Annotated in this window: 19 protein-coding genes and 3 pseudogenes; 11 read left to right on the top strand and 11 right to left on the bottom strand. The window is 71.1% G+C overall.

Annotation, left to right across the window (positions count from 1 at the left end; translation table 11 throughout):
• Positions 1 to 1,551, bottom strand: a complete 1,551-nt coding sequence (locus tag STRCI_RS04710; protein ID WP_269657556.1) for an MFS transporter — start codon at positions 1,549 to 1,551, stop codon at positions 1 to 3.
• A gap of 246 nt (positions 1,552 to 1,797) precedes the next feature.
• Between STRCI_RS04710 and STRCI_RS04715 the strand changes: the two are divergent.
• The 3 genes and pseudogenes from STRCI_RS04715 to STRCI_RS04725 all read left to right on the top strand — a co-directional run.
• Positions 1,798 to 2,175 (top strand): annotated as a pseudogene (locus STRCI_RS04715) (hypothetical protein); the annotation flags it as partial.
• Positions 2,176 to 2,320: 145 nt separating this feature from the next.
• Positions 2,321 to 3,544: an RNA-guided endonuclease InsQ/TnpB family protein gene (locus STRCI_RS04720; protein ID WP_269664485.1), complete on the top strand. Its 1,224-nt coding sequence runs from the start codon at positions 2,321 to 2,323 to the stop codon at positions 3,542 to 3,544.
• 61 nt (positions 3,545 to 3,605) lie between these two features.
• A pseudogene (locus tag STRCI_RS04725) lies at positions 3,606 to 3,809 on the top strand (hypothetical protein); the annotation flags it as partial.
• Positions 3,810 to 3,871: 62 nt separating this feature from the next.
• Here STRCI_RS04725 and STRCI_RS04730 read toward each other — a convergent pair.
• Complete coding sequence (locus STRCI_RS04730; RefSeq protein ID WP_269657557.1) at positions 3,872 to 4,174, bottom strand: DUF6355 family natural product biosynthesis protein; 303 nt, start codon at positions 4,172 to 4,174, stop codon at positions 3,872 to 3,874.
• A gap of 227 nt (positions 4,175 to 4,401) precedes the next feature.
• Between STRCI_RS04730 and STRCI_RS04735 the strand changes: the two genes are divergently transcribed.
• Positions 4,402 to 5,067 (top strand): nitroreductase, encoded by a 666-nt coding sequence (locus STRCI_RS04735; RefSeq protein ID WP_269657558.1) that lies wholly within the window; start codon positions 4,402 to 4,404, stop codon positions 5,065 to 5,067.
• A 36-nt stretch (positions 5,068 to 5,103) separates the two neighbouring features.
• On the opposite strand, the pseudogene STRCI_RS04740 reads toward STRCI_RS04735, so the two are convergent.
• From STRCI_RS04740 to STRCI_RS04765, 6 genes and pseudogenes are all read right to left on the bottom strand, one after another.
• A pseudogene (locus STRCI_RS04740) lies at positions 5,104 to 5,756 on the bottom strand (maleylpyruvate isomerase N-terminal domain-containing protein).
• Between the two features lie 50 nt (positions 5,757 to 5,806).
• The gene (locus STRCI_RS04745; protein ID WP_269657559.1) at positions 5,807 to 6,004 is read right to left on the bottom strand and encodes a VOC family protein; all 198 of its coding nucleotides are present in this window, start codon (positions 6,002 to 6,004) and stop codon (positions 5,807 to 5,809) included.
• Positions 5,961 to 6,143: a hypothetical protein gene (locus STRCI_RS04750; RefSeq protein ID WP_269657560.1), complete on the bottom strand. Its 183-nt coding sequence runs from the start codon at positions 6,141 to 6,143 to the stop codon at positions 5,961 to 5,963. Before STRCI_RS04750 ends, STRCI_RS04745 begins: the two co-directional genes overlap by 44 nt.
• 20 nt (positions 6,144 to 6,163) lie before the next feature.
• On the bottom strand, positions 6,164 to 6,739 hold the full coding sequence (locus tag STRCI_RS04755; protein ID WP_269657561.1) for a DUF1877 family protein: 576 nt from the start codon (positions 6,737 to 6,739) through the stop codon (positions 6,164 to 6,166).
• Positions 6,740 to 6,806: 67 nt separating this feature from the next.
• Complete coding sequence (locus STRCI_RS04760; protein ID WP_269657562.1) at positions 6,807 to 7,550, bottom strand: response regulator; 744 nt, start codon at positions 7,548 to 7,550, stop codon at positions 6,807 to 6,809.
• Positions 7,547 to 9,172 (bottom strand): sensor histidine kinase, encoded by a 1,626-nt coding sequence (locus STRCI_RS04765; RefSeq protein ID WP_269657563.1) that lies wholly within the window; start codon positions 9,170 to 9,172, stop codon positions 7,547 to 7,549. Before STRCI_RS04765 ends, STRCI_RS04760 begins: the two co-directional genes overlap by 4 nt.
• A 197-nt stretch (positions 9,173 to 9,369) precedes the next feature.
• Between STRCI_RS04765 and STRCI_RS04770 the strand changes: the two genes are divergently transcribed.
• From STRCI_RS04770 to STRCI_RS04780, 3 genes are read left to right on the top strand one after another with little or no spacing between them, the layout of a single operon-like run.
• The gene (locus STRCI_RS04770) at positions 9,370 to 10,356 is read left to right on the top strand and encodes a Bug family tripartite tricarboxylate transporter substrate binding protein (RefSeq protein WP_269664486.1); all 987 of its coding nucleotides are present in this window, start codon (positions 9,370 to 9,372) and stop codon (positions 10,354 to 10,356) included.
• Positions 10,353 to 10,889 (top strand): tripartite tricarboxylate transporter TctB family protein, encoded by a 537-nt coding sequence (locus STRCI_RS04775; protein WP_269657564.1) that lies wholly within the window; start codon positions 10,353 to 10,355, stop codon positions 10,887 to 10,889. Before STRCI_RS04770 ends, STRCI_RS04775 begins: the two co-directional genes overlap by 4 nt.
• A 1-nt stretch (position 10,890) precedes the next feature.
• Positions 10,891 to 12,372 carry a tripartite tricarboxylate transporter permease gene (locus STRCI_RS04780; protein ID WP_269657565.1) on the top strand — a complete coding sequence of 494 codons (1,482 nt, stop codon included), beginning with the start codon at positions 10,891 to 10,893 and terminating at the stop codon, positions 12,370 to 12,372.
• A gap of 43 nt (positions 12,373 to 12,415) precedes the next feature.
• On the opposite strand, the gene STRCI_RS04785 is transcribed toward STRCI_RS04780, so the two are convergent.
• Positions 12,416 to 12,901, bottom strand: a complete 486-nt coding sequence (locus STRCI_RS04785; protein ID WP_269657566.1) for a carboxymuconolactone decarboxylase family protein — start codon at positions 12,899 to 12,901, stop codon at positions 12,416 to 12,418.
• Between the two features lie 161 nt (positions 12,902 to 13,062).
• Between STRCI_RS04785 and STRCI_RS04790 the strand changes: the two genes are divergently transcribed.
• A complete protein-coding gene (locus STRCI_RS04790; RefSeq protein ID WP_269657567.1) occupies positions 13,063 to 13,962 on the top strand; it encodes an RNA polymerase sigma-70 factor in 900 nt (299 codons plus the stop codon).
• 60 nt (positions 13,963 to 14,022) lie between these two features.
• Here the strand turns inward: STRCI_RS04790 and STRCI_RS04795 are convergent, their stop codons facing one another.
• Positions 14,023 to 15,285 carry a protein kinase domain-containing protein gene (locus STRCI_RS04795; RefSeq protein WP_269657568.1) on the bottom strand — a complete coding sequence of 421 codons (1,263 nt, stop codon included), beginning with the start codon at positions 15,283 to 15,285 and terminating at the stop codon, positions 14,023 to 14,025.
• A 224-nt stretch (positions 15,286 to 15,509) separates the two neighbouring features.
• On the opposite strand from STRCI_RS04795, the gene STRCI_RS04800 reads away from it, so the two are divergent.
• The 3 genes from STRCI_RS04800 to STRCI_RS04810 are packed head-to-tail and all read left to right on the top strand — an operon-like array spanning position 15,510 to position 20,099.
• A complete protein-coding gene (locus STRCI_RS04800; RefSeq protein WP_269657569.1) occupies positions 15,510 to 17,201 on the top strand; it encodes an ABC transporter ATP-binding protein in 1,692 nt (563 codons plus the stop codon).
• Positions 17,198 to 18,973 (top strand): ABC transporter ATP-binding protein, encoded by a 1,776-nt coding sequence (locus STRCI_RS04805; protein ID WP_269657570.1) that lies wholly within the window; start codon positions 17,198 to 17,200, stop codon positions 18,971 to 18,973. The genes STRCI_RS04800 and STRCI_RS04805 overlap by 4 nt, the downstream gene beginning before the upstream one ends.
• Positions 18,974 to 19,028: 55 nt before the next feature.
• Positions 19,029 to 20,099 carry an iron-siderophore ABC transporter substrate-binding protein gene (locus STRCI_RS04810; protein ID WP_269657571.1) on the top strand — a complete coding sequence of 357 codons (1,071 nt, stop codon included), beginning with the start codon at positions 19,029 to 19,031 and terminating at the stop codon, positions 20,097 to 20,099.
• Between the two features lie 56 nt (positions 20,100 to 20,155).
• On the opposite strand, the gene STRCI_RS04815 is transcribed toward STRCI_RS04810, so the two are convergent.
• Positions 20,156 to 20,365, bottom strand: coding sequence for an MbtH family protein (locus tag STRCI_RS04815; RefSeq protein ID WP_269657572.1), 210 nt, complete (start codon positions 20,363 to 20,365; stop codon positions 20,156 to 20,158).

Consider the following 20,365-nt stretch of genomic DNA (forward strand, 5'->3'; position numbering starts at 1 on the left):
TCACACCGGCCCCGGTGCCTCCCCGCCCTTCAGCCGTTCCAGGTCGGACGGTCGGACCTGGATGGCCAGGATGGCGATCAGCGCGGCGACCACCGTGAAGATCGCGGCCATGATGAACGCCGAGGAGACGCCGGCGGTGAGGACCTCGTGCGACCAGGGTGGTGGCAGCTCGCCGGTGCGCTCGTACTCCAGTCTCTGCGCCGGGGTCGCCTGGGACAGGAAGTCGGGGACCTGTTCCTCGGCCTCGTTCCTGCTGGCCGTGCCGTACATCGTGACCAGGATGGACAGACCCAGTGAACCGCCCACCTGTTGGGTGGCGTTGAGGAGCCCGGAGGCGGCGCCGGTCTCCCGGACCTGGACGTTGGAGAGCGCCATCAGGGTCAGCGAGACGAACTCCATGCCCATGCCGAGGCTGAAGACGAGCATCGGCCCGAGCACGCTGCCCGCGTAGGTGGAGTGGATGTCGGTCAGGGTCAGCCAGCTCAGACCGGCCGCCGCGAGGATGGCGCCGACCACCATGAAGGGTTTGGGCCCGTAGACGGGCAGGAACTTCGAAGCCAGCCCGGCGCCGATCGCGATGACCGCGCTGACCGGCAGGAAGGCGAGCCCGGCCTGCAAGGGGCTGAAGCCCAGCACGTTCTGCACGAAGAGGGTCAGGAAGAAGAACATGCCGAAGATCGCGGCGGCCAGGCACAGCATGATGCCGTAGGTGCCGGCGCGGTTGCGGTCGGCGAACATGTGCAGCGGTGTGATGGGTTGGCTGGAGCGCCGCTCCACGAAGACGAACAGGACGAGGATCACGACGGCCGCACCGAACGAGGCCAGGGTGAGCGGATCCCGCCAGCCGTCCTGCGCGGCCCGGATGAAGCCGTACACCAGGAGCACCATGCCCGCGGTGGACATCAGTGCACCGGTGATGTCGAAGTGGCCGGGGTGGCGTTCGGACTCACGGATCCAGCGGGGCGTGGCGAGCGCGATGAGCAGGCCGATGGGGACGTTGACGAAGAACACCCAGCGCCAGTTCAGGTACTCGACGAGGATGCCGCCGGCGAGCAGACCGATCGCGCCGCCGCCCGCCGAGACCGCGGCGAACACACCGAACGCCCGGTTGCGTTCCGGGCCTTCGCGGAAGGTGGTGCTGATCAGGGCGAGGGAAGTCGGCGAGGCGATGGCGCCGCCGACGCCCTGCAGGGCGCGTGCGGCGAGGAGTTGGGCCTCGTTCTGGGCCAGCCCGCCGAGCAGGGAGGCGAGGACGAAGAGCAGCACGCCGAAGATGAACACCCGCCGCCGGCCCAGAATGTCGCCCGCCCGGCCGCCGAGCAGCAGGAGTCCGCCGAAGGTCAGGGTGTAGGCGTTGACCACCCAGGACAGGCTGGTGGTGGAGAAGTCCAGGGAGCGCTGGATCTCCGGCAGCGCGATGTTCACGATGGTGATGTCCAGGACCACCATCAACTGGCACGAAGCGATGACCAACAGGGCCATCGCGCTACCGCCACCGCCGTTCTGCTGGGCGGTGGTCTGCGGTGTGGTGGGCTGCGGTCTGCTGCTCATGTCGCGTCGCACTCTCGGGGCTGGTGCCCTCGCGAGGGGTCGGTGAACGGATGCGTCCACCGTCGGTCCACCGTTCGACGGTACGCCCCGGCCCCTGCCGTCACCACTCGATCAACAGCACCCCTTGACGCGCCGCGAGGGCGTTGGCACACTCGCGGACCGCCGCAGAAAACGCTTGCTACGCCGCTCCGCGATCTCTTGAGCCGCACCCCTCCGGATCACGCGCAGACGCGTCACGGATTCACCATTGAATCGATTCACCTCACTTCACCCCCCACGGGAGCCGATATGAATCACCGAAGCCGCGCCGTCGCCGCCGCGGCCTGTGCCACCGCGCTGCTGACCGGCGCCGCGTTACTCACCGAGCCCGCGAGCGCGGCCGCACCGCGGCTCGCGGCGGCCTGCGGTGAGGGCGGCCACCAGGCGGAGGCCGTGCTCAGCGGCAGCACCTGGACCTCCCGCCGCGGCAGTTCCGTCGTGTACACCGGCACGGACATGCGGGCCGCGATGCAGGCGGCCGTCAACAGCCTGACGGCGGGCCGCACTTCGAAGGAGCGGGTGGTCGTCCGCGGCTCGGGGTCGATCAGCGCCGGATCCCGTGTCTCGCTGCCCAGCTACCGGGTTCCAGTCGCTCTCCAGCCTTCAGGCCGGAAGTGAAGCAAATGTCGCGGTGCCGTTCCGGCGGAGCAGGACTGCGTCCCACCATGGTGACGGCTAGCTCACACGTTCCCAGTGACGCTGGATGTTCGGAGTGGCTGGTGTGATCGTCATACAGCTCCGGTACGCGTTTCGCCTGTACCCGGATGCCGACCAGCAGACCGCGTTGGCGAGGGCGTTCGGGTGCGCCCGTGTCGTGTTCAACGACGCGGTGCGCGCGCGTGAGGATGCCCGCGCACAGGGCATGCCGTTTCCGAAGGCCGGAGAGCTGTCCACTCGCCTGATCACCGAGGCCAAGCGGACAGCGGAACGGTCCTGGCTGGGAGAGGTCTCCGCGGTCGTCCTGCAACAGTCCCTGCGCGACGCCGAGACCGCGTACCGCAACTTCTTCACCTCTCTCAAGGGCACCTGCAAGGGACCGAAACGGGGCGCGCCCCGTTTCAAGTCCCGCAAGGACGCCCGACAGGCGATCCGGTTCACGACCAACGCCCGGTGGAAGATCACGGGTGGCGGCCGTCTGGACCTGCCGAAGATCGGTGCGGTGAAGGTGAGATGGTCCCGTCCACTGCCCACCACCCCCAGCTCGGTCACCGTGATCAAGGACGCGGCAGGGCGGTACTTTGCCTCCTTCGTCATCGACACCGACGCCGCCGCCGACGCAGCGCGGATGCCCGCAGCCGACTGCACTATCGGTGTGGATCTCGGCCTGACCCACTTCGCCGTCTTGTCCGACGGCACGAAGATCGACTCGCCTCGGTTCCTGCGCCGGGCGGAGAAGAGGCTGAAGAAGGCCCAGCGGAAGCTGTCCCGTAAACAGAAGGGATCGAAGAACCGAGACAAGGCGCGCTTGAAGTTCACCCGTGCCCACGCCAAGGTCACTGACGCGCGCCGCGAGTTCCACCACCAGTTCTCCACCCGGCTGATCCGCGAGAACCAAGCGATCGGCGTGGAGGACCTGGCGGTCAAGGCACTGGCGCGCACGAGGCTGGCCAAGAGTGTGCAGGATGCGGGCTGGACGGCGTTCGTGCACATGCTGGAGTACAAAGCGGTTCGCTACGGGCGGACCCTGGTGAAAATCGGCCGGTTCGAGCCGACGAGTCAGGTCTGCTCCGCCTGCGGGGCCAAGGACGGGCCCAAGCCCTTGCAGGTGCGGTCATGGACCTGTGAAGCCTGCGGCACACTCCACGACCGGGACCACAACGCCGCGAAGAACGTGAAGACGGCCGCCGGACTGGCGGTAACAGCCTGTGGAGCGCCGGTAAGACCCGAACCTGTTCAGGCACCGCGCGACGAAGCAGGAAGCCACGGATTCTCTCCCGAACCCGATACCGCGTAGCGGGACGGGATTCGGGAGAGAAGGCCACAATCCCCGGGCTTCGGCCCAAGGAGCAAGTCAAAACGTGAACATCGCCGCCGAGGGCGGCAGCGTCACCGGCGGCGGTGAGATCCGGCTGGCGGCGCGCTCGGAGTTCCCCAACAACTCCGACATCACCATCCAGAACCTCACGGTCACCAACTCGGCCATCACCGAGAACCCGTGCGGAACCAACACCACGTTCCGCAACAACACGCTGGTCAACAGTCGGCAGACGATCTGCTAGCGGGCAGTCGAAAGGGGCGGACGGGCCGCGCGGTCCGTCCGCCCCTCACGCGTGTTCCCCGGTCAGCAGGTGCGGCCGGTGTAGTACGCACCCTGGATCTTGGAGGCGGAACCCAGCCAGGACTTGCCGGGACCGACACACCGCTCGTAGTCGGGGGCCAGGGAGACCTCGACCTTGATGACGATGCTGGAGCCGTCCGAGGTGCAGTGGTTGTAGAAGGCGTCCGAGCCGGTCTCGAAGAAGCCGCACGGGTCGGCGGCGGCGGGAACGGCGGACGTGGTGACCGTGCCGAGCGAGGTCAGGACAAGGGCGGCGGCGCCGAGGGCGCCAGTCACGATACGACGAACACGCAAGGGGAACTCCATGCGGCTGAGGGGACCTGATCCGGCGTCAGGGTGCCGACCGGTCCGTTGATCATTGCCGACCCAGGATCACCGCCGCCCGTCCCCGAGTTGATCAAGCGCCGGGCGCCTTCACCCGGCGTATCGATTTGCCGTTGGGCCGACCGGTTGATGTGCGCTTGGGTGGGGGTTGAACCACATGCGGAGCGGCCCGGGACGACGGGTCGTGGTCGACGGGAGGGTGTCGGGCCGTGGATGTGTACGAGGCCGTGGACAGTCGGCGGGCGGTGCGGGCGTTCAGCGACGAGCCGGTGCCCAGGGAGGTGCTCGAACGCGTGCTGACCGCGGCGAGGCGGGCACCGTCGAGCGGCAACCTCCAGCCCTGGCACCTGTACGTCGTGACCGGCGAGCCGCTGACGGCGCTGAAGCGGCGTGCCACGGCCCGGGCACTGGCGGGAGACCCGGGTGACGAACGGGAGTACCCGATGTACCCGGCCGAGCTGAACTCGCCGTATCTGGACCGATTCTCGGCCGCCGCCGCGCAGCGGTACGCGGCGCTGGGGATCGAGCGTGACGACGTCGAACGGCCCAGGAAGATCGCCGCGTTGAACTCGGCGGCGTTCGGGGCGCCGGTCGTGCTCTTCTGCTACCTGGACGGGGAGATGGGGCCCGGACAGTGGGGGGACGCGGGGATGTATCTCCAGACCGTCATGCTGCTGTTGCGGGCGGAGGGCCTGCACAGTTGTCCGCAGGTGATGTGGACGATGTACCGCGAGACGGTCGGCGAGGTCACCGAAGCCGGTGAGGGGCTCGTGCTGTTCTGCGGTGTCGCCGTGGGGTTCGAGAAGGAGGGCATGCCGCCGGTGCGGACCGGGCGGGCGAACCTGGCGGAGACGGTGCGCTTCGTCGGCGCGTAGCACAGCGATCGGGGCGCATGGAACAGCAGCCGCTCCTCACCCCACGGCCAGCGGCAGTCGCTTCGCGAGGTCGCCCAGCTCGGCGGGCTCCGCGTCGGTCGGTGTACGGCGGCCCGTGGCGATCAGCAGGGCGTCCCGGTCGGAGAGGGCGGCCGGGAACGGCGTCCCCGCGAGCCGCTCCAGCAGGTCTCGGGTGGCGGCGAGGGTTTCGGCGGGCGGTTCGGGGCCGACGGGAGGTGGGCGATCAGGTCGAGGTGGTGCAGGGTTTGTTCGAGGACGTAGGCGTGGAGGTAGTCGGCCACGGTCAGGACCTCGTCGCGGGTACGGACACGGGCGGCCCGATCGGCCGGCTCGGCGGCGCGTCCGGCGGCGGAGCCGACGTCGTCGAAGTGGAACTTCAGCCACCGCGGCTCGCCGTACGCCGCGGCGAGCCGGGGAATCAGCGCGTCGAGCGGGTCCTCACCCGTCGGCGGCTCGACGAGGTGCCAGTAACTGACCGCGTTCACGGTCGGCTCCGCGTCGGCGGGCGTGACCAGCGTGATCAGGATGTCCTGGGCCCCGATCACCAGATGACACACCAGATCCCGCACCAGCCACCCGGCACATCCACAGGGCCTGTCGAACTCCTCGTCGGGAGTGCCGGCGATCGCGGTGCGCAGGGCGGTCCAGGAGCGTGCGAAGAGATCCACTGCTCGACGGTAGGCCGGTGCGGACGGGCCGACAACCGGGATTCCGGGCGCTAGTTGGCGAATCCGCCCTTGGGATGGATGATCTCCAGATTGGTGCCGTCGGGGTCGTTGAAGTAGGCGACCTGGGTACCCAGTGCCTCGTCGGGGCGGACCTCGCCCGCGATGAAGGTGTAGTCGTCGCCGAGGAAGTCGTAGCCCGCCCCTTCATGCGCCGGTACACCGCACCGAAGTCGTCGACCCGGAAGCACAGGTGGCGTAGCGCAGTTTCGCGACGGGCAGTCCCTGCGAGACACCGAAGGGCACGCTGTTCGACACATCCAGGTCCGCGACCGAGATCCCGACGTGCGCGGCCCGGGTCAGGTCCATCGGCGTACTGGACACGGCCATGACGGCTCCCTTCGCTGCCCTCAGGCACTCCTTCCATCGCTTGTCCCGAAGAAGCGGGATCGCGCATCTCGCTCCGGCGTGAGCGCGGCCCCGGGGCGGGCCGCCCGCTCCGGCACCAGCCACTTGACCACGGCGTCGCCGTGCCGGGCGGCTGTGGTGTAGAAGGCCGTCAGGGTTCCGTGGGTCTGGGCGAGTGTCGCTCGGGTCTGGGCCTCGGGGTGTTCGGTGCCCAGGGTGAGGGGGGCGCAGGCCCGTTCCCACAGGGCGTCGAAGTCCGTCGCCGTCAGATGGGCCGCGACGCGCGCCGTGCACGCCGGGGACAGCAGCAGGAACGGCGGCTGGAGCGGATCGGGGTGCCAGACCGGCCGTCCGCCGAGGACGACCTGGGCCCGCGGACCGCGTCTCACGTCGTGCGGTGGCCCACCGGCGTAGAGGAGTTCGTGGTCGAGGTAGGCGCCGCCCAGCACTGCCTCGCGGTGCCGACCGACCCGGTCCCGGACGGCGTCCCAGTCGTCCTCGAACAAGCGTTGGAGCCAGGCCGAGCTGTTGCGCAGGGCCGGTGGCGGGACCGCGCGTAAATGGAAGTAGATGCTCATCAGTGAACGAAGCGCACAGCGCCTCCGAAGCGTCACTCCCGTCATACGGGGAGCCACTGGAGCGGTCCTAGGCCCTCGCCGAGTCCTCCACCGACACCCTGCTCCCCCGCCCGTTCACGCTGTACCGCCGCTCCGGGCGGCCCGTGGTGCCGTAGCGCAGGGTCACCTGGGCCTGGCCGATGGTGTGGAAGTGTTCCAGGTAGCGGCGGGCGCTGACGCGGGAGATGCCGGTGAGGGTGGCGCACTCCGTGGCGGAGAGGGTGCCGGGGCAGTCGCGGAGGGTGCGCTGGATGAGTTCGGCGGTCTCCACGCTCATGCCCTTCGGGAGCGCGGCGGGGAGCGGCGCGGGGGTGGCGGCGCCGGCCAGAACGCGGTCGACGTCGGCCTGGCTGCGGACGACCGTGCCGCGCAGCTTGCCGCGCTGCTCGGCGTAGCGCTCCAGGCGCAGCCGCAGGTCCTGGAAGTCGAAGGGTTTGAGGAGGTAGTCGACCACTCCGTGGCGGACCGCCCCGCGCACCGTGTCCGCCTCACGCGCGGCGCTGATGACCATGACATCGCAGTTGTGGCCCGCGGTGCGCAGTCGGGGAATGACGTCCAGGCCGAAGATGTCGGGGAGGTACAGGTCCAGCAGGACCACGTCCGGGCGCAGTTCGTCGACCGCGGCGATGGCCTGCTCGCCGGTGCTGGCGACGCCGACGACCTTGAAGGGCGGGACGCGCTCGACGTAGGCGCGGTGCACCCTCGCGACCATGAAGTCGTCGTCCACCACGAGGACGCCCAGCCCGTGCTGTTCGTCAGACACGTCGGTCATGTCGCTCCTTCCGCCACCGCGTCGGTGAGGTGGCTGACGCTCATGCGCGCGGTGAACATGGCCCCCTCCGGGGTGTTGGTCACCGAGATCTCACCGCCGTGACGTTCGCAGACCAGCCGGGTGAGCGCCAGGCCCATACCGCGCTCGCCTTCCTGGGCGGCCTTGGTGGTGAAGCCGTGGGAGAACACCTCGCGGGCGAGTTCCGGCGCCACCCCGGGGCCCGAGTCACGGACCACGATCTCCACGCTGGAGGCGTCCTGGCGCAGTTCGACCTCTACCCAGCCGTCGTGCGCGGCGGCGTCGACGGCGTTGTCGACGAGGTTGCCGACCACGGTCGCCACATCGGCGGCGTCCTCCGGGGCGAGCCGGTCCAGGGCGGTGCGGTCGGAGATCCGCAGGGTGACCCGGCGTTCGGCGGCCAGGGACGCCTTCGCCATCAGCAGGGCGGCCACGGCCGTGTCCCGGACGCGCCGGCTGAGGGTGACGTCGAGGGACTGGCGGCGCTGGTTGAGGCCGCGGATGTAGCGCACCACCTCGTCCTGCTCGCCGATCTGGATGAGCCCGGAGATGGTGTGCAGCTGGTTGGCGAACTCATGGGCCTGGGCGCGCAGCAGCTCCGTGGAGCTGCGGAAGGAGCCGATCTCCCGTTCAAGACGGGCCAGTTCGGTCCGGTCGCGCAGGGTGGTGACCGAGCCGAGGGGGCGGCCGTCCTTGGTGACCGTCATCCGGTTCATCACCAGGACCCGGCCCCCGCGGACCACGACCTGGTCGCGCTGGTCGGCGGTGGTCCCGGTGCCGCAGAGGACGTCCCGCAGCCGTCCCTCGATGCCCAGGTGGGCGAGGCCGCGGCCCACGCACTCCTCGGGGAGGCCGAGCAGCGCGCGGCCCATCTCGTTGGCGAGGGTCAGCCGGCCCGCCGGGTCCAGGGCGATCACGCCCTCGGCGATGCCGTACAGCATGGCCTCGCGGTGTTCGGCGAGGCCTGCGATCTCGCGTGGTTCCAGGCCGAGGGTCTGGCGTTTGACGCGCCGGGCGAGCAGCCAGGACCCGGCCACGCCGAGGCCGCTGGCGATGCCGAGGTAGGCCAGGAGGTAGGAGGAGGCGCCGCTCAGGCGCTGCCACACCGTCGGGTCGGCCTCGCCGATCATCACGGTGCCGAGGTGGCGGCCGAGGTTGTCGCGGGTGGCGCCGAGAACGGGGACCTGGGCGACGAGTTCCCGGCTGCCGTCCAGGGTGAGCGGCCCCGACCAGCCGCGGCCCGCCGCCGCGCCCGCCCCGAGGGGCAGCCGGTCGCCGATCACGGTGGGGTCGGTCGAGGTGACGATCCGGCCGTCGGCGTCGGCGATGGTCACCGAGGTCACCCCGGACTGGGTCTGCATCGAGTTCACCAGGGGCGCGAGCGCCTCGTGCGGTACGGGGCGGGCGAGTTCGCTGCGGACGAGGGGCGTCGCGGCCAGTTGTTCGGCCAGCGCGCCCACCCGGCGGCCCTCGACCCGGTCGAAGGTCGCCTCGGACTGGGCGAGCGAGACCGCCGCGACCGCGAGCAGCACCATCACCACGATAGCGAGCTGGAGCAGCAGCATCTCGCCCGCGAGGGTCTGGCGGCGGAAGGGGGTGACCACGACGTCCTCGATCTCCGACCTGGTGGTTTCCGGGTGCCGGGTCGCCCCATCATGGCTTCTGGCGGTGGCCGGGAAAAGACGTCCACCGCTGACACAAAGACCAAAACCTCCGTTGGTTCCGCAAGCGAGACAGGCCGTCGGCCTCGCTGCACGATGTGGCCCACCTCACCCCTCCATACCGACAGGTGGTGGCATTCGTGCGCCTGCGCACTCCTCTCGCCCCGTTCGGGGCCGCCGTACTGGTCCTCGTGGGACCGCCGCTGCTGACCACCGGCAGCGGCGCCGAGACCGGCACGCAGATCCCGGGCCTGCGGCTGATGGTTCCCAACACGCCCGGCGGCGGCTACGACATCACGGCCCGCACTGCCGCGAAGAACGCCGAGGACGCCGGACTCACCCACAACATCGAGGTGTTCAACCTCCCCGGCGCCGGCGGCACCGTGGGGCTGACCCGGCTGGTGAGCGAGCACGGCAACGGCAAGCTCGCGATGTCGATGGGGCTCGGTGTGGTGGGCGCGGCCCGCTCCAACCACGCGCCCAAGACCCTGGCCGACACCACGCCCATCGCCCGGCTCACCGAGGAGCAGGACGTGGTGGTCGTGGCCGACGAGTCGCCGTACCGGACGATCGACGAGCTGATCGAGGCGTGGAAGGACGATCCGGGCAAGCTGCCGGTCGGCGGCGGTTCCTCGCCCGGCGGGCCCGACCATCTGGCGCCGATGCTGATGGCGAGGGCGGCCGGGATCGCGCCGAAGGAGGTCAACTACATCCCCTTCGACGGCGGTGGCGAACTGCTCGCCTCGATCCTCGGCAACAAGGTCGCCTTCGGGGTGTCCGGGGTCGGTGAGTACCTGGACCAGATCAAGGCGGGTGAGCTGCGGGTGCTCGCGGTCACCGGTCCGGAGCGGGTGGCCGGGCTGAAGGACGCGCCGACGCTGAAGGAGTCCGGGTACGACGTGAACTTCACCAACTGGCGCGGCATCGTCGCACCGCCCGGGCTGACCGACGCCGAACGGGACAAGCTCACCGGGTTCGTGGAGGCGCTGCACGACTCGCCCGAGTGGCAGAAGTCCCTGGAGCAGAACGGCTGGGAGGACGCCTTCCTCACCGGCGAGAGATTCGGCGACTTCCTGGACGCCCAGGACAAGCGCGTGGTGTCGGTGCTGAAGGAGCTGGGACTGTGACGACGCAGACGGAACTTCCCGCCACGTCGGCGGGCGAACGGCGATCGTGGCTGCGCGAGCACTCCGAACTCGGCGTGTGCGTCCTGCTGTTGGCGCTCGGGGTGCTGGTGCTCACCGACGCGCTGACCATGGACGTGGACATCGCGCAGCGCGGTCCGGTCGGTCCGAGGGCCGTGCCGGTCGTGGTCGGGATCGGGCTGCTGGTCATCGCCGCGCTGCTCGCCGTGGACGTGCTGCGCGGCGGTCGCGGGCAGGCGGAGACCGGTGAGGACATCGACCTGTCCGAGCCCGCCGACTGGCGCACGGTGTCGCTGCTGGCCGGGGTGTTCCTCGGCGCGGCCGTCCTCATCGAGCCGCTGGGCTTCCCGGCCGCCGGTGCCCTGCTGTTCTGGGGCGCGGCCTACGCGCTGGGCAGCCGCCGGATCGACCGCGATCCGCTCATCGCGGCCGTGCTCTCCCTGCTCACCTATGTCGTCTTCAACAACCTGCTCGGAGTGCCGCTGCCCGGCGGTCCGCTGATGGGAGCGCTGTGACATGAACGCCCTCAACTCCCTCATGGACGGCTTCGGTACGGCCCTCACGCCGGTCAACCTGCTGTGGGCGGCGCTCGGTGTGCTGCTGGGCACCGCGATCGGCGTGCTGCCGGGCATCGGTCCCGCGATGGCGGTGGCGCTGCTGCTGCCGGTGACGTACGGGCTAGATCCGATCGGCGCGTTCATCATGTTCGCGGGCATCTACTACGGCGCGATGTTCGGCGGTTCGACCACCTCGATCCTGCTCAACACACCGGGTGAGAGTGCCGCGGTGGTCGCGGCCATGGAGGGCAACCCCATGGCCAAGTCGGGGCGGGGCGCGCAGGCTCTCGCGGCGGCGGCCATCGGGCACTTCGCGGGCGGGATGGTCGGCACGATCCTGCTGGTGGTGCTGGCGCCGACGGTCGCCGAACTGGCCGTGGACATCGGCGCGCCGGACTACTTCGCCATCATGGTGCTGGCGTTCATCGCCGTGACGTCGGTGCTGGGCTCCTCCCGGATCAGAGGGCTCGCCTCCTTGCTGATCGGTCTCACCATCGGTCTGGTGGGCCTGGACCAGATGACCGGCCAGCAGCGGCTGACCTTCGGTTCGCTCCAACTCGCCGACGGTGTCGACGTGGTGATCGTGGCGGTGGGTCTCTTCGCGATCGGCGAGGCGCTGTGGGTCGCGGCGCATCTGCGGCGCAGCCCGGGTGAGGCGATCCCGGTCGGGCGTCCGTGGCTGGGCAAGGACGACGTCCGGCGCACCTGGAAGTCCTGGGCGCGCGGCCCGTTCATCGGCTTCCCGTTCGGCGCGATCCCGGCGGGCGGCGCGGAGATCCCCACCTTCCTCTCCTACGTCACGGAGAAGCGTCTGTCGAAGCACAAGGACGAGTGGGGCAAGGGCGCGATCGAAGGTGTCGCGGGACCGGAGTCAGCGGCGTCCGCCTCGGCGGCGGGCACCCTGGTCTCCATGCTCACCCTGGGCCTGCCGACCACGGCGGTCGCAGCGGTCATGCTCGCCGCCTTCCAGCAGTACGGCATCCAGCCCGGACCCCTGCTGTTCGAGCGTGAACCCGACTTGGTCTGGGGCCTGATCGCGTCCCTGTTCGTCGGCATGGTGCTGCTGCTCGCCCTGAACCTGCCGCTGGCGCCGGTGTGGGCGAAGCTGCTGCGGATCCCGCGGCCGTATCTGTACGCGGGGATCCTGTTCTTCGCGGCGGTCGGCGCCTACGCGGTCGGCGGTGAGGTGATCGACCTGGTGATCCTGCTGGTCATCGGCCTGATCGGATTCGGCATGCGGCGCTACGGGCTGCCGGTCCTGCCCGCCGTCATCGGCGTCATCCTCGGCCCGAACGCCGAGCAACAATTGCGCCGGGCCCTTCAGATCAGTGACGGCAGTGTCTCGGGCCTGGTGAACACGCCGTTCTCGGTGACGGTTTACGGGGTGGTGGCCGTGCTGCTGGCGTGGCCGCTGCTGCGGAAGCTGCGCGCCAGGGCCTGAGCATCCGATGTCAGGTGCCCGGCCCCGGCGCGCGTACCGCGGATCAGTCCGCGATGCCGTCGAACATGCCGGGCCGGTAGGAGCCGCCCAGGTTGTTCAGCATCACCGCGAACCGGTTGGAGGCGTTGATCATGGCGATCAGCGCGACCAGCGCGACGGTCTGGTCGTCGTCGTAGTGCTTGCGCACCAGGGCCCAGGTCTCGTCGGAGACGCCCTGGTGCGCGTCGGCGAGGCGGGTGCCCTCCTCCGCGAGCGCCAGCGCGGCCCGCTCGGCCTCGCTGAACACGGTGGAGTGCCGCCAGGCGGCGACCAGGCCGGTGCGGTCCGGGGTCTCCCCGGCCGCTGCTGCCTCCTTGATGTGGATGTCGACGCAGAAGCCGCAGCCGTTGATCTGGCTGGCGCGCAGGCTGACCAGCTCATGGGTGGTCCTGGGCAGCGAGGACTGCTCGATGAGCCGGTTCACGTGGTAGGTCCGCTTGACGATCTTGGTGCCGAGGTCGTTGGTGAGCAGGTCGAAACGGGGTTCCATCGGGTGCTCCTCGTCAGTGGTGCGAAGCGCTGTCGGTCATGGGATGCCGGCGCCCCGGTGGCTGTGACAGTGACGAGCGGCACATCCCGGCGATGTCACAAGTCGGCCGTGTCGGCATGTCTGTTGGGCGAAACCGTCGAGAGAACGAGGAGGGACCACATATGGCAGGCACCGCGCACACCGATACGGGCGACCCCGCCACCAGCGCCTTCGTCACCCACCGGAATCTGCTCTTCACGGTGGCCTACGAATTGCTCGGCTCGGCCGCCGACGCCGAGGACGTGCTCCAGGAGACCTGGCTGCGCTGGGCGGGCGTGGACCTGAACGCCGTACGGAACCACCGCGCTTACCTGGTCCGCGTGGTGACCCGGCAGGCCCTGATGCGCCTGCGCACCCTCGACCGCCGCAAGGAGACCTACGTCGGCCCCTGGCTGCCCGAGCCGCTGCTGACGGCGCCGGACGTGGCGGAGGACGTGGAGCTGGCCGACAGCGTCTCGATGGCGATGCTGCTGGTCCTGGAGACGCTCACGCCGACGGAGCGGGCGGTGTTCGTGCTGCGGGAGGTCTTCGCCCTGGACTACGACGAGATCGCCGAGGCAGTCGACAAGTCCCCGGCGGCGGTACGCCAACTCGCCCACCGCGCACGCTCCCACGTCGCCGAACGCCGCCCCCGCGGAGACGTCTCGGCGGCCGAGACCCGCGCCGCGCTGGACGCCTTCCAACGGGCCGTCGAAACGGGCGACTTGCAGACCCTGCTCGACGTCCTCGCCCCGGACGTCGTCTTCCTGGGCGACGGCGGTGGGATCGCCCAGGCCACGCTCACCCCGATCGTGGGCGCCCGCCGGGTGGCGGCCCTGCTCTCGGCATCCCGCTTCACGGCCGACTCGCCGCTGCAGACCGTCCACGTCAACGGCGGCCCGGCACTGGTCCTCCGGCTCGCGGGCGAGGTCGACACGGTGCTGGCGCTCCGCATCGACGAGGGCCTCATCACGGGCCTGTACGCGGTACGCAACCCGGACAAGCTGTCCCGGATGGAACGGGAGACGGAACTGCGCCGTTGAGCGTCGGCACACGACGGACACGATCTCGCAGGCGGCGTCGGCGAGTCGGCCGTCGCCGGTTCAGTCGTCCTCGTCCTTGTCCCGCTCCTTCTCCCGCCTTTTCTCGTCCTTCTTCTCGTCGCCGTAGTCGCCGTCCTCGTTCTTCCCTCGGTCCTTCCCGTGGCGGCCGTCGTCCGAGGACGGGGTGGCGGAGGGCGTCGGAGGGTCGGTGGAGGGCTGTGCGGAGGTGGCTGCCGGGGGCAGGGGTGTGGTGCCCGGTGCGGCGTCGTCGCCGTCACCCGAGGACAGGGCCACGCCGATGGCCGCCGAGGCCGCGAAGACCAGAGCGCCGCCGAGCGCCAGCAGGACCTTCGGGGACACGCCGCGGCGCCGGGCGGCATGCGACCTGGTCGTGGTGGGCAGACCCTCCGTCCCGGGCAGAGCCTGCGTCCCGAGCGGCTGCACCGCCGGCAGCACGGCCGTCGCGGGGGCCTGATCGGGGAGGGGCAGGGGCGCGGGCACGCCGGTCGGTTCGGCCGGGTTCGCCAGCCACTCCGCGGCCTCCTCGGCGGTGGGCCGCAGTGCCGGGTCCTTGGCCAGCAGGCGCAGGACGTAGTCGCTGAGCGGGACCGGGATCTCGACGCGCAGGGCGGCGGGCGGCACGGGCGCGGCGTCGACATGCTGCTGGACCACGGACAGCGCGGTCGGGCCCAGGAAGGGAGGGCGGCCGGTGAGGAGTTCGTAGAGCACGCAGCCCAGCGAGTAGACGTCCGAGGCGGGCTGGGCGGGACGGCTCAGGGCGCGCTCGGGGGCCAGATACGCGGCGGAGCCGACGACCTTGCCGGTGCCGGTCAGGGCCATTGCGGCCTCGTGCGCGAACTTGGCGAGCCCGAAGTCGGTGATCTTCGCGGTGCGTTCCGCGGTGAGCATCACATTGGCGGGCTTGATGTCCCGGTGGATCACGCCCTCGCGGTGTGCGGCGGCGAGCCCCGCGGCCATCTGCGCCGCGATACCGGCCGCCTCCCACGGGTGCAGGATGCCGCGCCCGGCGCGCTCCTGGGCCAGGCTCCAGCCCTCGACGAGTTCCATCACCAGGTGGAGCATCCCGTCCCTGGCGCCGAAGTCGTAGACGGCGACCACGTTCGCGTGGTTGAGGCGGGCGGCGGTACGGCCCTCCATCCGAAAGCGCTCGGCCTCGGTCTCCCCGACCCGGTCGGGGACGTCGGTGTGGAGGAGCTTCACGGCGACCGGCCGGCCCAGGACCTGGTCGGTGGCCCGCCAGACCTCACCCATCGAACCGCGGCCCAGGGATTCGTCGAGCCGGTAGCGATCGGCGACGAGCACGTGCACATCCATCCTTACCCCGAGGCTTGTCACGGGTCCCACGGGAGCCGCCCTCGCACGACCCATCAGATAGAGCGCGGAGCGTGCCACAGATGTCACACCGTGCGAGCCGAGGCATTCGATGACGCTCTGTCAAAGGGGTAGCCGCGACCGACAGATATAGTTAGCCTTACCTAAGTTGTCGGCACGGCTTCAGGACGCTGTGGATCCGGTCCGGAGGATGCGTGAGGAAAGCGGACCCGCCGGGACGGGACGTCCTGCGGCGTGCGGTGGGCGGACAGCGCCGGGATGTCGCCGTCGGTGCGGTGCTGGGCATGGGCCACCAGACCGGCGAGGCGCTGGTGCCGGTCCTCATCGGACTCGCGATCGAGCGCGGTGTCGTGGACGGCGACGCGGGCGCACTGGTGCGATGGCTCGTCGTGCTTGCCGTCGTCTACGTCGGGCTCTCCTACAGCTTCCGCTTCGCCGCCCGCGCCGGTGAGCGCGCCTCGGTGACCGCCGCGCACCGTCTCAGGATCCAGCTGGTGGACCGGGTCCTCGCGCCCGAGGGCGGGGCGGCCGAGGGACGGTTGCCCGGGGAGCTGGCCAACACCGCCACCGAGGACGCCAAGCGGGTCGGCGCCGTCACGATGGCCCTCGTCGTCGCGATCTCCGCCTCGACCGGGCTCGCGGTCGGCGCTGTCGTGCTGTTACGGATGTCCGTGCCGCTCGGCCTCCTCGTCCTGTTGGGCACGCCGCTGCTGCTGTGGCTCGGGCATCTGCTGAGCAAGCCCCTGGAGCGGCGCAGCGAGACCGAACAGGAGCGGGCGGCCCAGGCGTCGGGCGTCGCCGCCGATCTGGTGGCCGGACTGCGGGTGCTCAAGGGCATCGGCGCCGAATCGGCCGCCGTCGCCCGCTACCGCCGGATCAGCCAGGACTCGCTCACCGCCACCCTGCGCGCGGCCCGCGCCGAGGCCTGGCAGAACGGCGTGGTGACCATGCTCACCGGCGCCTTCCTGGCGCTGGTCGCCCTGGTCGGCGGACGGCTCGCGGCGCGCGGGGACATCAGCCTCGGCGAGCTGGTCTCGGCGGTCGCGCTCGCCCTCTTCCTGATCGGACCGCTCTCCGAGTTCTCCTGGGTCAACGCGGAGTTGGCGCAGGGCCGGGCCTCGGCCGCGCGGATCGCGGACGTACTCCGCGCCGGACACGCCGTGACCCAGGGACCGGGCACGCTGAGCCGCGTCGAGGGAAGGCTGCGGCTGCGCGGCCTGTCGTACGGCTCCCTGCGCGGCGTGGACCTGGACGTCTCCCCCGGCGAGACGGTCGGCGTGGTCAGCGTCGACCCCGCCGACGCCTCCGCGCTGCTGCACTGTCTCGCCCGCCACGCCGACCCCGACGAAGGGGCCGTGGAGCTGGACGGGACCGAGCTGACCGAGCTGGGTCTGGCGGAGCTGCGGGCCGCGCTGCTGGTCGCCGAGCATGACGCGGACCTGTTCGAGGGGACGCTGCGGGAGAACGTGATGGCCGCCGCCGGTCCGCGGGCGCCGGTCGAGGCGGCGATCACCTCCTCCGGCACCGACGAGGTCGTGGGCACCCTGCCCGAGGGCGCCGACACCGTGGTCACCGCGCGAGGGCGGTCGCTGTCCGGGGGCCAGCGACAGCGGGTCGCGCTGGCCCGGGCGCTGGCCGCCGACGCCCCGGTCCTGGTCCTGCACGAGCCCGCGACCGCGGTGGACGCCGTCACCGAGGTGCGGATGGCGGACGGGCTGAAGGAGCTGCGCCGTGGTCGTACGACGGTGCTGGTGACCAACAGCCCCGCGCTGCTCGCCGTCACCGACCGGGTCGTGCTGCTCGACCGGGGCTCGGTCGTGGCGGCCGACACGCACGAGCGGCTCGTCCATCAACACGTCGTCTACCGTACGGCGGTGCTGGCATGAGCGAGTCCGGCCACCTGCTGCCCGTCGCGACCCCCGCCCGCACCCGTGCGGCCATCGCCGAACTGCTGCGTCCGCAGCGGAGGCTGGCCCTCACCGCGTTCGCCGTGATGGTCGGATCCACCGCCGTCGCACTGCTCACCCAGCCGCTGCTGGGGCGGATCGTGGACCTGGCCGCCGACCGCGGGTCCGTCGACGCCATCACCACCACGGCGGCGTTGCTGGTGGCCGTCGCCGTCGCCCAGGGCCTCTCCGCCGGGTTCGGCCTGTCGCTGATCTCCCGGCTGGGCGAGACCACGCTGGCCCGGCTGCGCGAGAAGTTCGTCGAACGGGCCCTCGGGCTGCCGCTGGAGCGGGTGGAGCGGGCCGGTGCCGGAGATCTGACCGCCCGGGTCACCGCCGATGTGTCCCTGGTCGCCGAGGCGGTGCGCAACGCCCTGCCGGAGCTGGCCCGTTCGCTGCTGACCATCTTCCTCACGCTCGGCGCGATGGCCCTGCTGGACTGGCGGTTCCTGCTCGCCGCGCTGCTCGCGGTGCCGGTGCAGGTGGCGACCGCCCGCTGGTACGTGGCCCGTGCGGTGCCGCTGTACGCCGAGCAGCGGGTGGCCGCGGGTGCCCAGCAGCAGCAGCTTCTGGACACCGTCGCGGGACGCGCCACTGTGCGGGCGTTCCGGCTGGAGCGGGAGCACGGCGAGCGGGTGGCGCAGCGGTCCTCGTCAGTGGTGGCGCTGACCATGCGCGGGGTCCGGCTGGTGCTGGGCTTCTACAGCCGCCTGCACATCGCCGAGTACCTCGGGCTCGCCGCCGTCCTGCTCACGGGGTACTGGCTGGTGCGCCAGGGCTCGGCGTCCGTGGGCACGGCGACCGCCGCCGCCCTGTACTTCCACAGTCTGTTCACCCCGGTCAACGCCGCCCTGGTCCTCCTCGACGACGCCCAGTCGGCGACCGCGGGTCTGGCGCGCCTGGTCGGCGTCACCGACCAGGCGGCCGCGGCGCAGACGGCCCACGCGGCGGGCACGGGCCGGTTCGAGGTCACCGTGCGCGGGCTTCGGCACGCCTACCGGCCCGGCCATCCCGTGCTGCACGACATCGACCTGACGATCCACCACGGCGAGCGGGTGGCCCTGGTCGGCGCCAGCGGGGCCGGGAAGACGACCCTGGCCCGGCTCGTCGCGGGCATCCAGCCGCCCACCGCCGGAACCGTGCTGGTCGACGGCATCCCGCCGACCGAGCTGAGCGGGGCGGCCGCACGCCGCACGGTGGCCCTGGTCACCCAGGAGACCCATGTCTTCGCCGGCCCGCTCGCCGACGACCTCCGGCTGGCCAAGCCCGACGCCACCGACGACGAACTGCGCGCCGCGCTCGACCGTGTCGACGCGCTGGCCTGGGCCGAAGCGCTGCCCGACGGACTGGCCACGGTCGTCGGCGACGGCGGCCACCGGCTCACCGGCGACCGGACCCAGGCCCTCGCGCTGGCCCGGCTGATCCTCGCCGACCCACCCCTGGTGATCCTCGACGAGGCCACCGCCGAGGCGGGCAGCGCGGGGGCACGCGCGCTGGAGAAGGCGGTCGCCCGCGCGGTGGACGGCCGTACCGCGCTGATCGTGGCGCACCGGCTCAGCCAGGCGGCGACCGCCGACCGGATCGTCGTCATGGACGCCGGGCGTGTCGTCGAGACCGGCACGCACGACGAACTGCGGGCCGCCGGCGGACGGTACGCCGCCCTCTGGGCGGCCTGGTCGGACACCAGAGACACCCAGGACACCGGCTCCTAGATCACGGCCGTTCCACGCACCCCGCTCCACAGGACACCGAACCGAAGGATCAGCGATGTTCCGCTCCCGCAGAGCTCCACGGCTCGCCGCCGCGCTCGCCTCCTCCCTCCTGCTCCTCACCGCCGCCACGGCCTGCGGTGACGACGACTCGGACTCCGGTACGCCGGAATCCGACCCGAAGGCGAGCGGCTCCGGCGCCACCGCCTTCCCGGTCACCCTCGCCCACAAGTACGGCAGTACGACGATCGAGGCCGAGCCGAAGCGGATCGTCACCGTGGGTCTCACCGACCAGGACTCGGTCCTCGCCCTCGGCTCGGTCCCGGTCGGCACCACGGAGTGGCTCGGTGGCTACCAGGGCGCCGTCGGCCCGTGGGCCGAGGACAAGCTGGCCGGGGCCGAGGCCCCGACGGTGCTCAAGGACACCGGCACCGGACCGCAGGTGGAGAAGATCGCCGCGCTCAAGCCGGACCTGATCCTGGCCGTGTACGGCGGGCTCACCAAGGAGCAGTACGAGTCGCTGTCGAAGTTCGCCCCCGTGGTCGCGCAGCCCAAGGAGTACAACGACTACGGCGTGCCCTGGCAGGAGCAGACGGCGACGATCGGCAAGGCGCTGGGCAAGCCGGACGAGGCCACGGCCGCGGTCAAGGAGACCGAGGAGGCCATCGCGGCGGCGGTGAAGGAGCATCCCGAGTTCGCGGGGAAGACGGCCGTGATGGCCACCCCGTACGAGGGCATGTTCGTCTTCGGCAGCCAGGACCCGCGTTCGCATCTCCTCACCGACCTCGGCTTCGAGCTGCCGAAGGACCTGGACAAGGCGATCGGTGACCAGTTCGGCGCGAACATCAGCAAGGAGCGCACCGATCTGCTGGACCAGGACGCGCTGGTGTGGCAGGTCGGCGATGTCGTCAAGGACGCCGACAAGCTGCACAAGGACGCCTCGTACAAGGACCTGAAGGTGGTCGGCGAGGGCCGCGAGGTGTACGTCAACGAGACCAGTGACTACGGCAACGCGCTGTCCATGGGCACGGTCCTGAGCCTGCCGTACGTCGTCGAGCGGCTGGTGCCGCAGCTGGCGGCGGCCGTCGACGGCAAGGCGGACACGAAGGTGGAGCAGCCCGCGTCCTGACGCGGGGAGCACGGGAAGGGGGGCGGCCGGACGGCCGCCCCCCTTCCCGTGCTCGGTCAGTTGTCCATGGCCTCGGCCAGGCTGCGGGGCCGCATGTCGGTCCAGTGGGTCTCGACGTACTCCAGGCAGGACTGCCGCGCCGCCGGGCCGTGGACCACCCGCCAGCCGGCCGGGACGTCGGCGAAGTCCGGCCAGAGGCTGTGCTGGTTCTCGTCGTTGACGAGCACCAGGTAGACGCCCTCGGGGTCCTCGAACGGGTTGCTCAT

This window comes from Streptomyces cinnabarinus (assembly GCF_027270315.1).
GTDB lineage: Bacteria > Actinomycetota > Actinomycetes > Streptomycetales > Streptomycetaceae > Streptomyces > Streptomyces cinnabarinus.

Coding starts and splice junctions, on each gene's coding strand:
- STRCI_RS04730 (WP_269657557.1), bottom strand. CDS start 4,174: ATGGAGTTCCCCTTGCGTGTTCGTCGTATCGTGACTGGCGCCCTCGGC.
- STRCI_RS04750 (WP_269657560.1), bottom strand. CDS start 6,143: ATGGCCGTGTCCAGTACGCCGATGGACCTGACCCGGGCCGCGCACGTC.
- STRCI_RS04785 (WP_269657566.1), bottom strand. CDS start 12,901: ATGGAACCCCGTTTCGACCTGCTCACCAACGACCTCGGCACCAAGATC.
- STRCI_RS04760 (WP_269657562.1), bottom strand. CDS start 7,550: ATGACCGACGTGTCTGACGAACAGCACGGGCTGGGCGTCCTCGTGGTG.
- STRCI_RS04755 (WP_269657561.1), bottom strand. CDS start 6,739: ATGAGCATCTACTTCCATTTACGCGCGGTCCCGCCACCGGCCCTGCGC.
- STRCI_RS04790 (WP_269657567.1), top strand. CDS start 13,063: ATGGCAGGCACCGCGCACACCGATACGGGCGACCCCGCCACCAGCGCC.
- STRCI_RS04805 (WP_269657570.1), top strand. CDS start 17,198: ATGAGCGAGTCCGGCCACCTGCTGCCCGTCGCGACCCCCGCCCGCACC.
- STRCI_RS04780 (WP_269657565.1), top strand. CDS start 10,891: ATGAACGCCCTCAACTCCCTCATGGACGGCTTCGGTACGGCCCTCACG.
- STRCI_RS04810 (WP_269657571.1), top strand. CDS start 19,029: ATGTTCCGCTCCCGCAGAGCTCCACGGCTCGCCGCCGCGCTCGCCTCC.
- STRCI_RS04710 (WP_269657556.1), bottom strand. CDS start 1,551: ATGAGCAGCAGACCGCAGCCCACCACACCGCAGACCACCGCCCAGCAG.
- STRCI_RS04815 (WP_269657572.1), bottom strand. CDS start 20,365: ATGAGCAACCCGTTCGAGGACCCCGAGGGCGTCTACCTGGTGCTCGTC.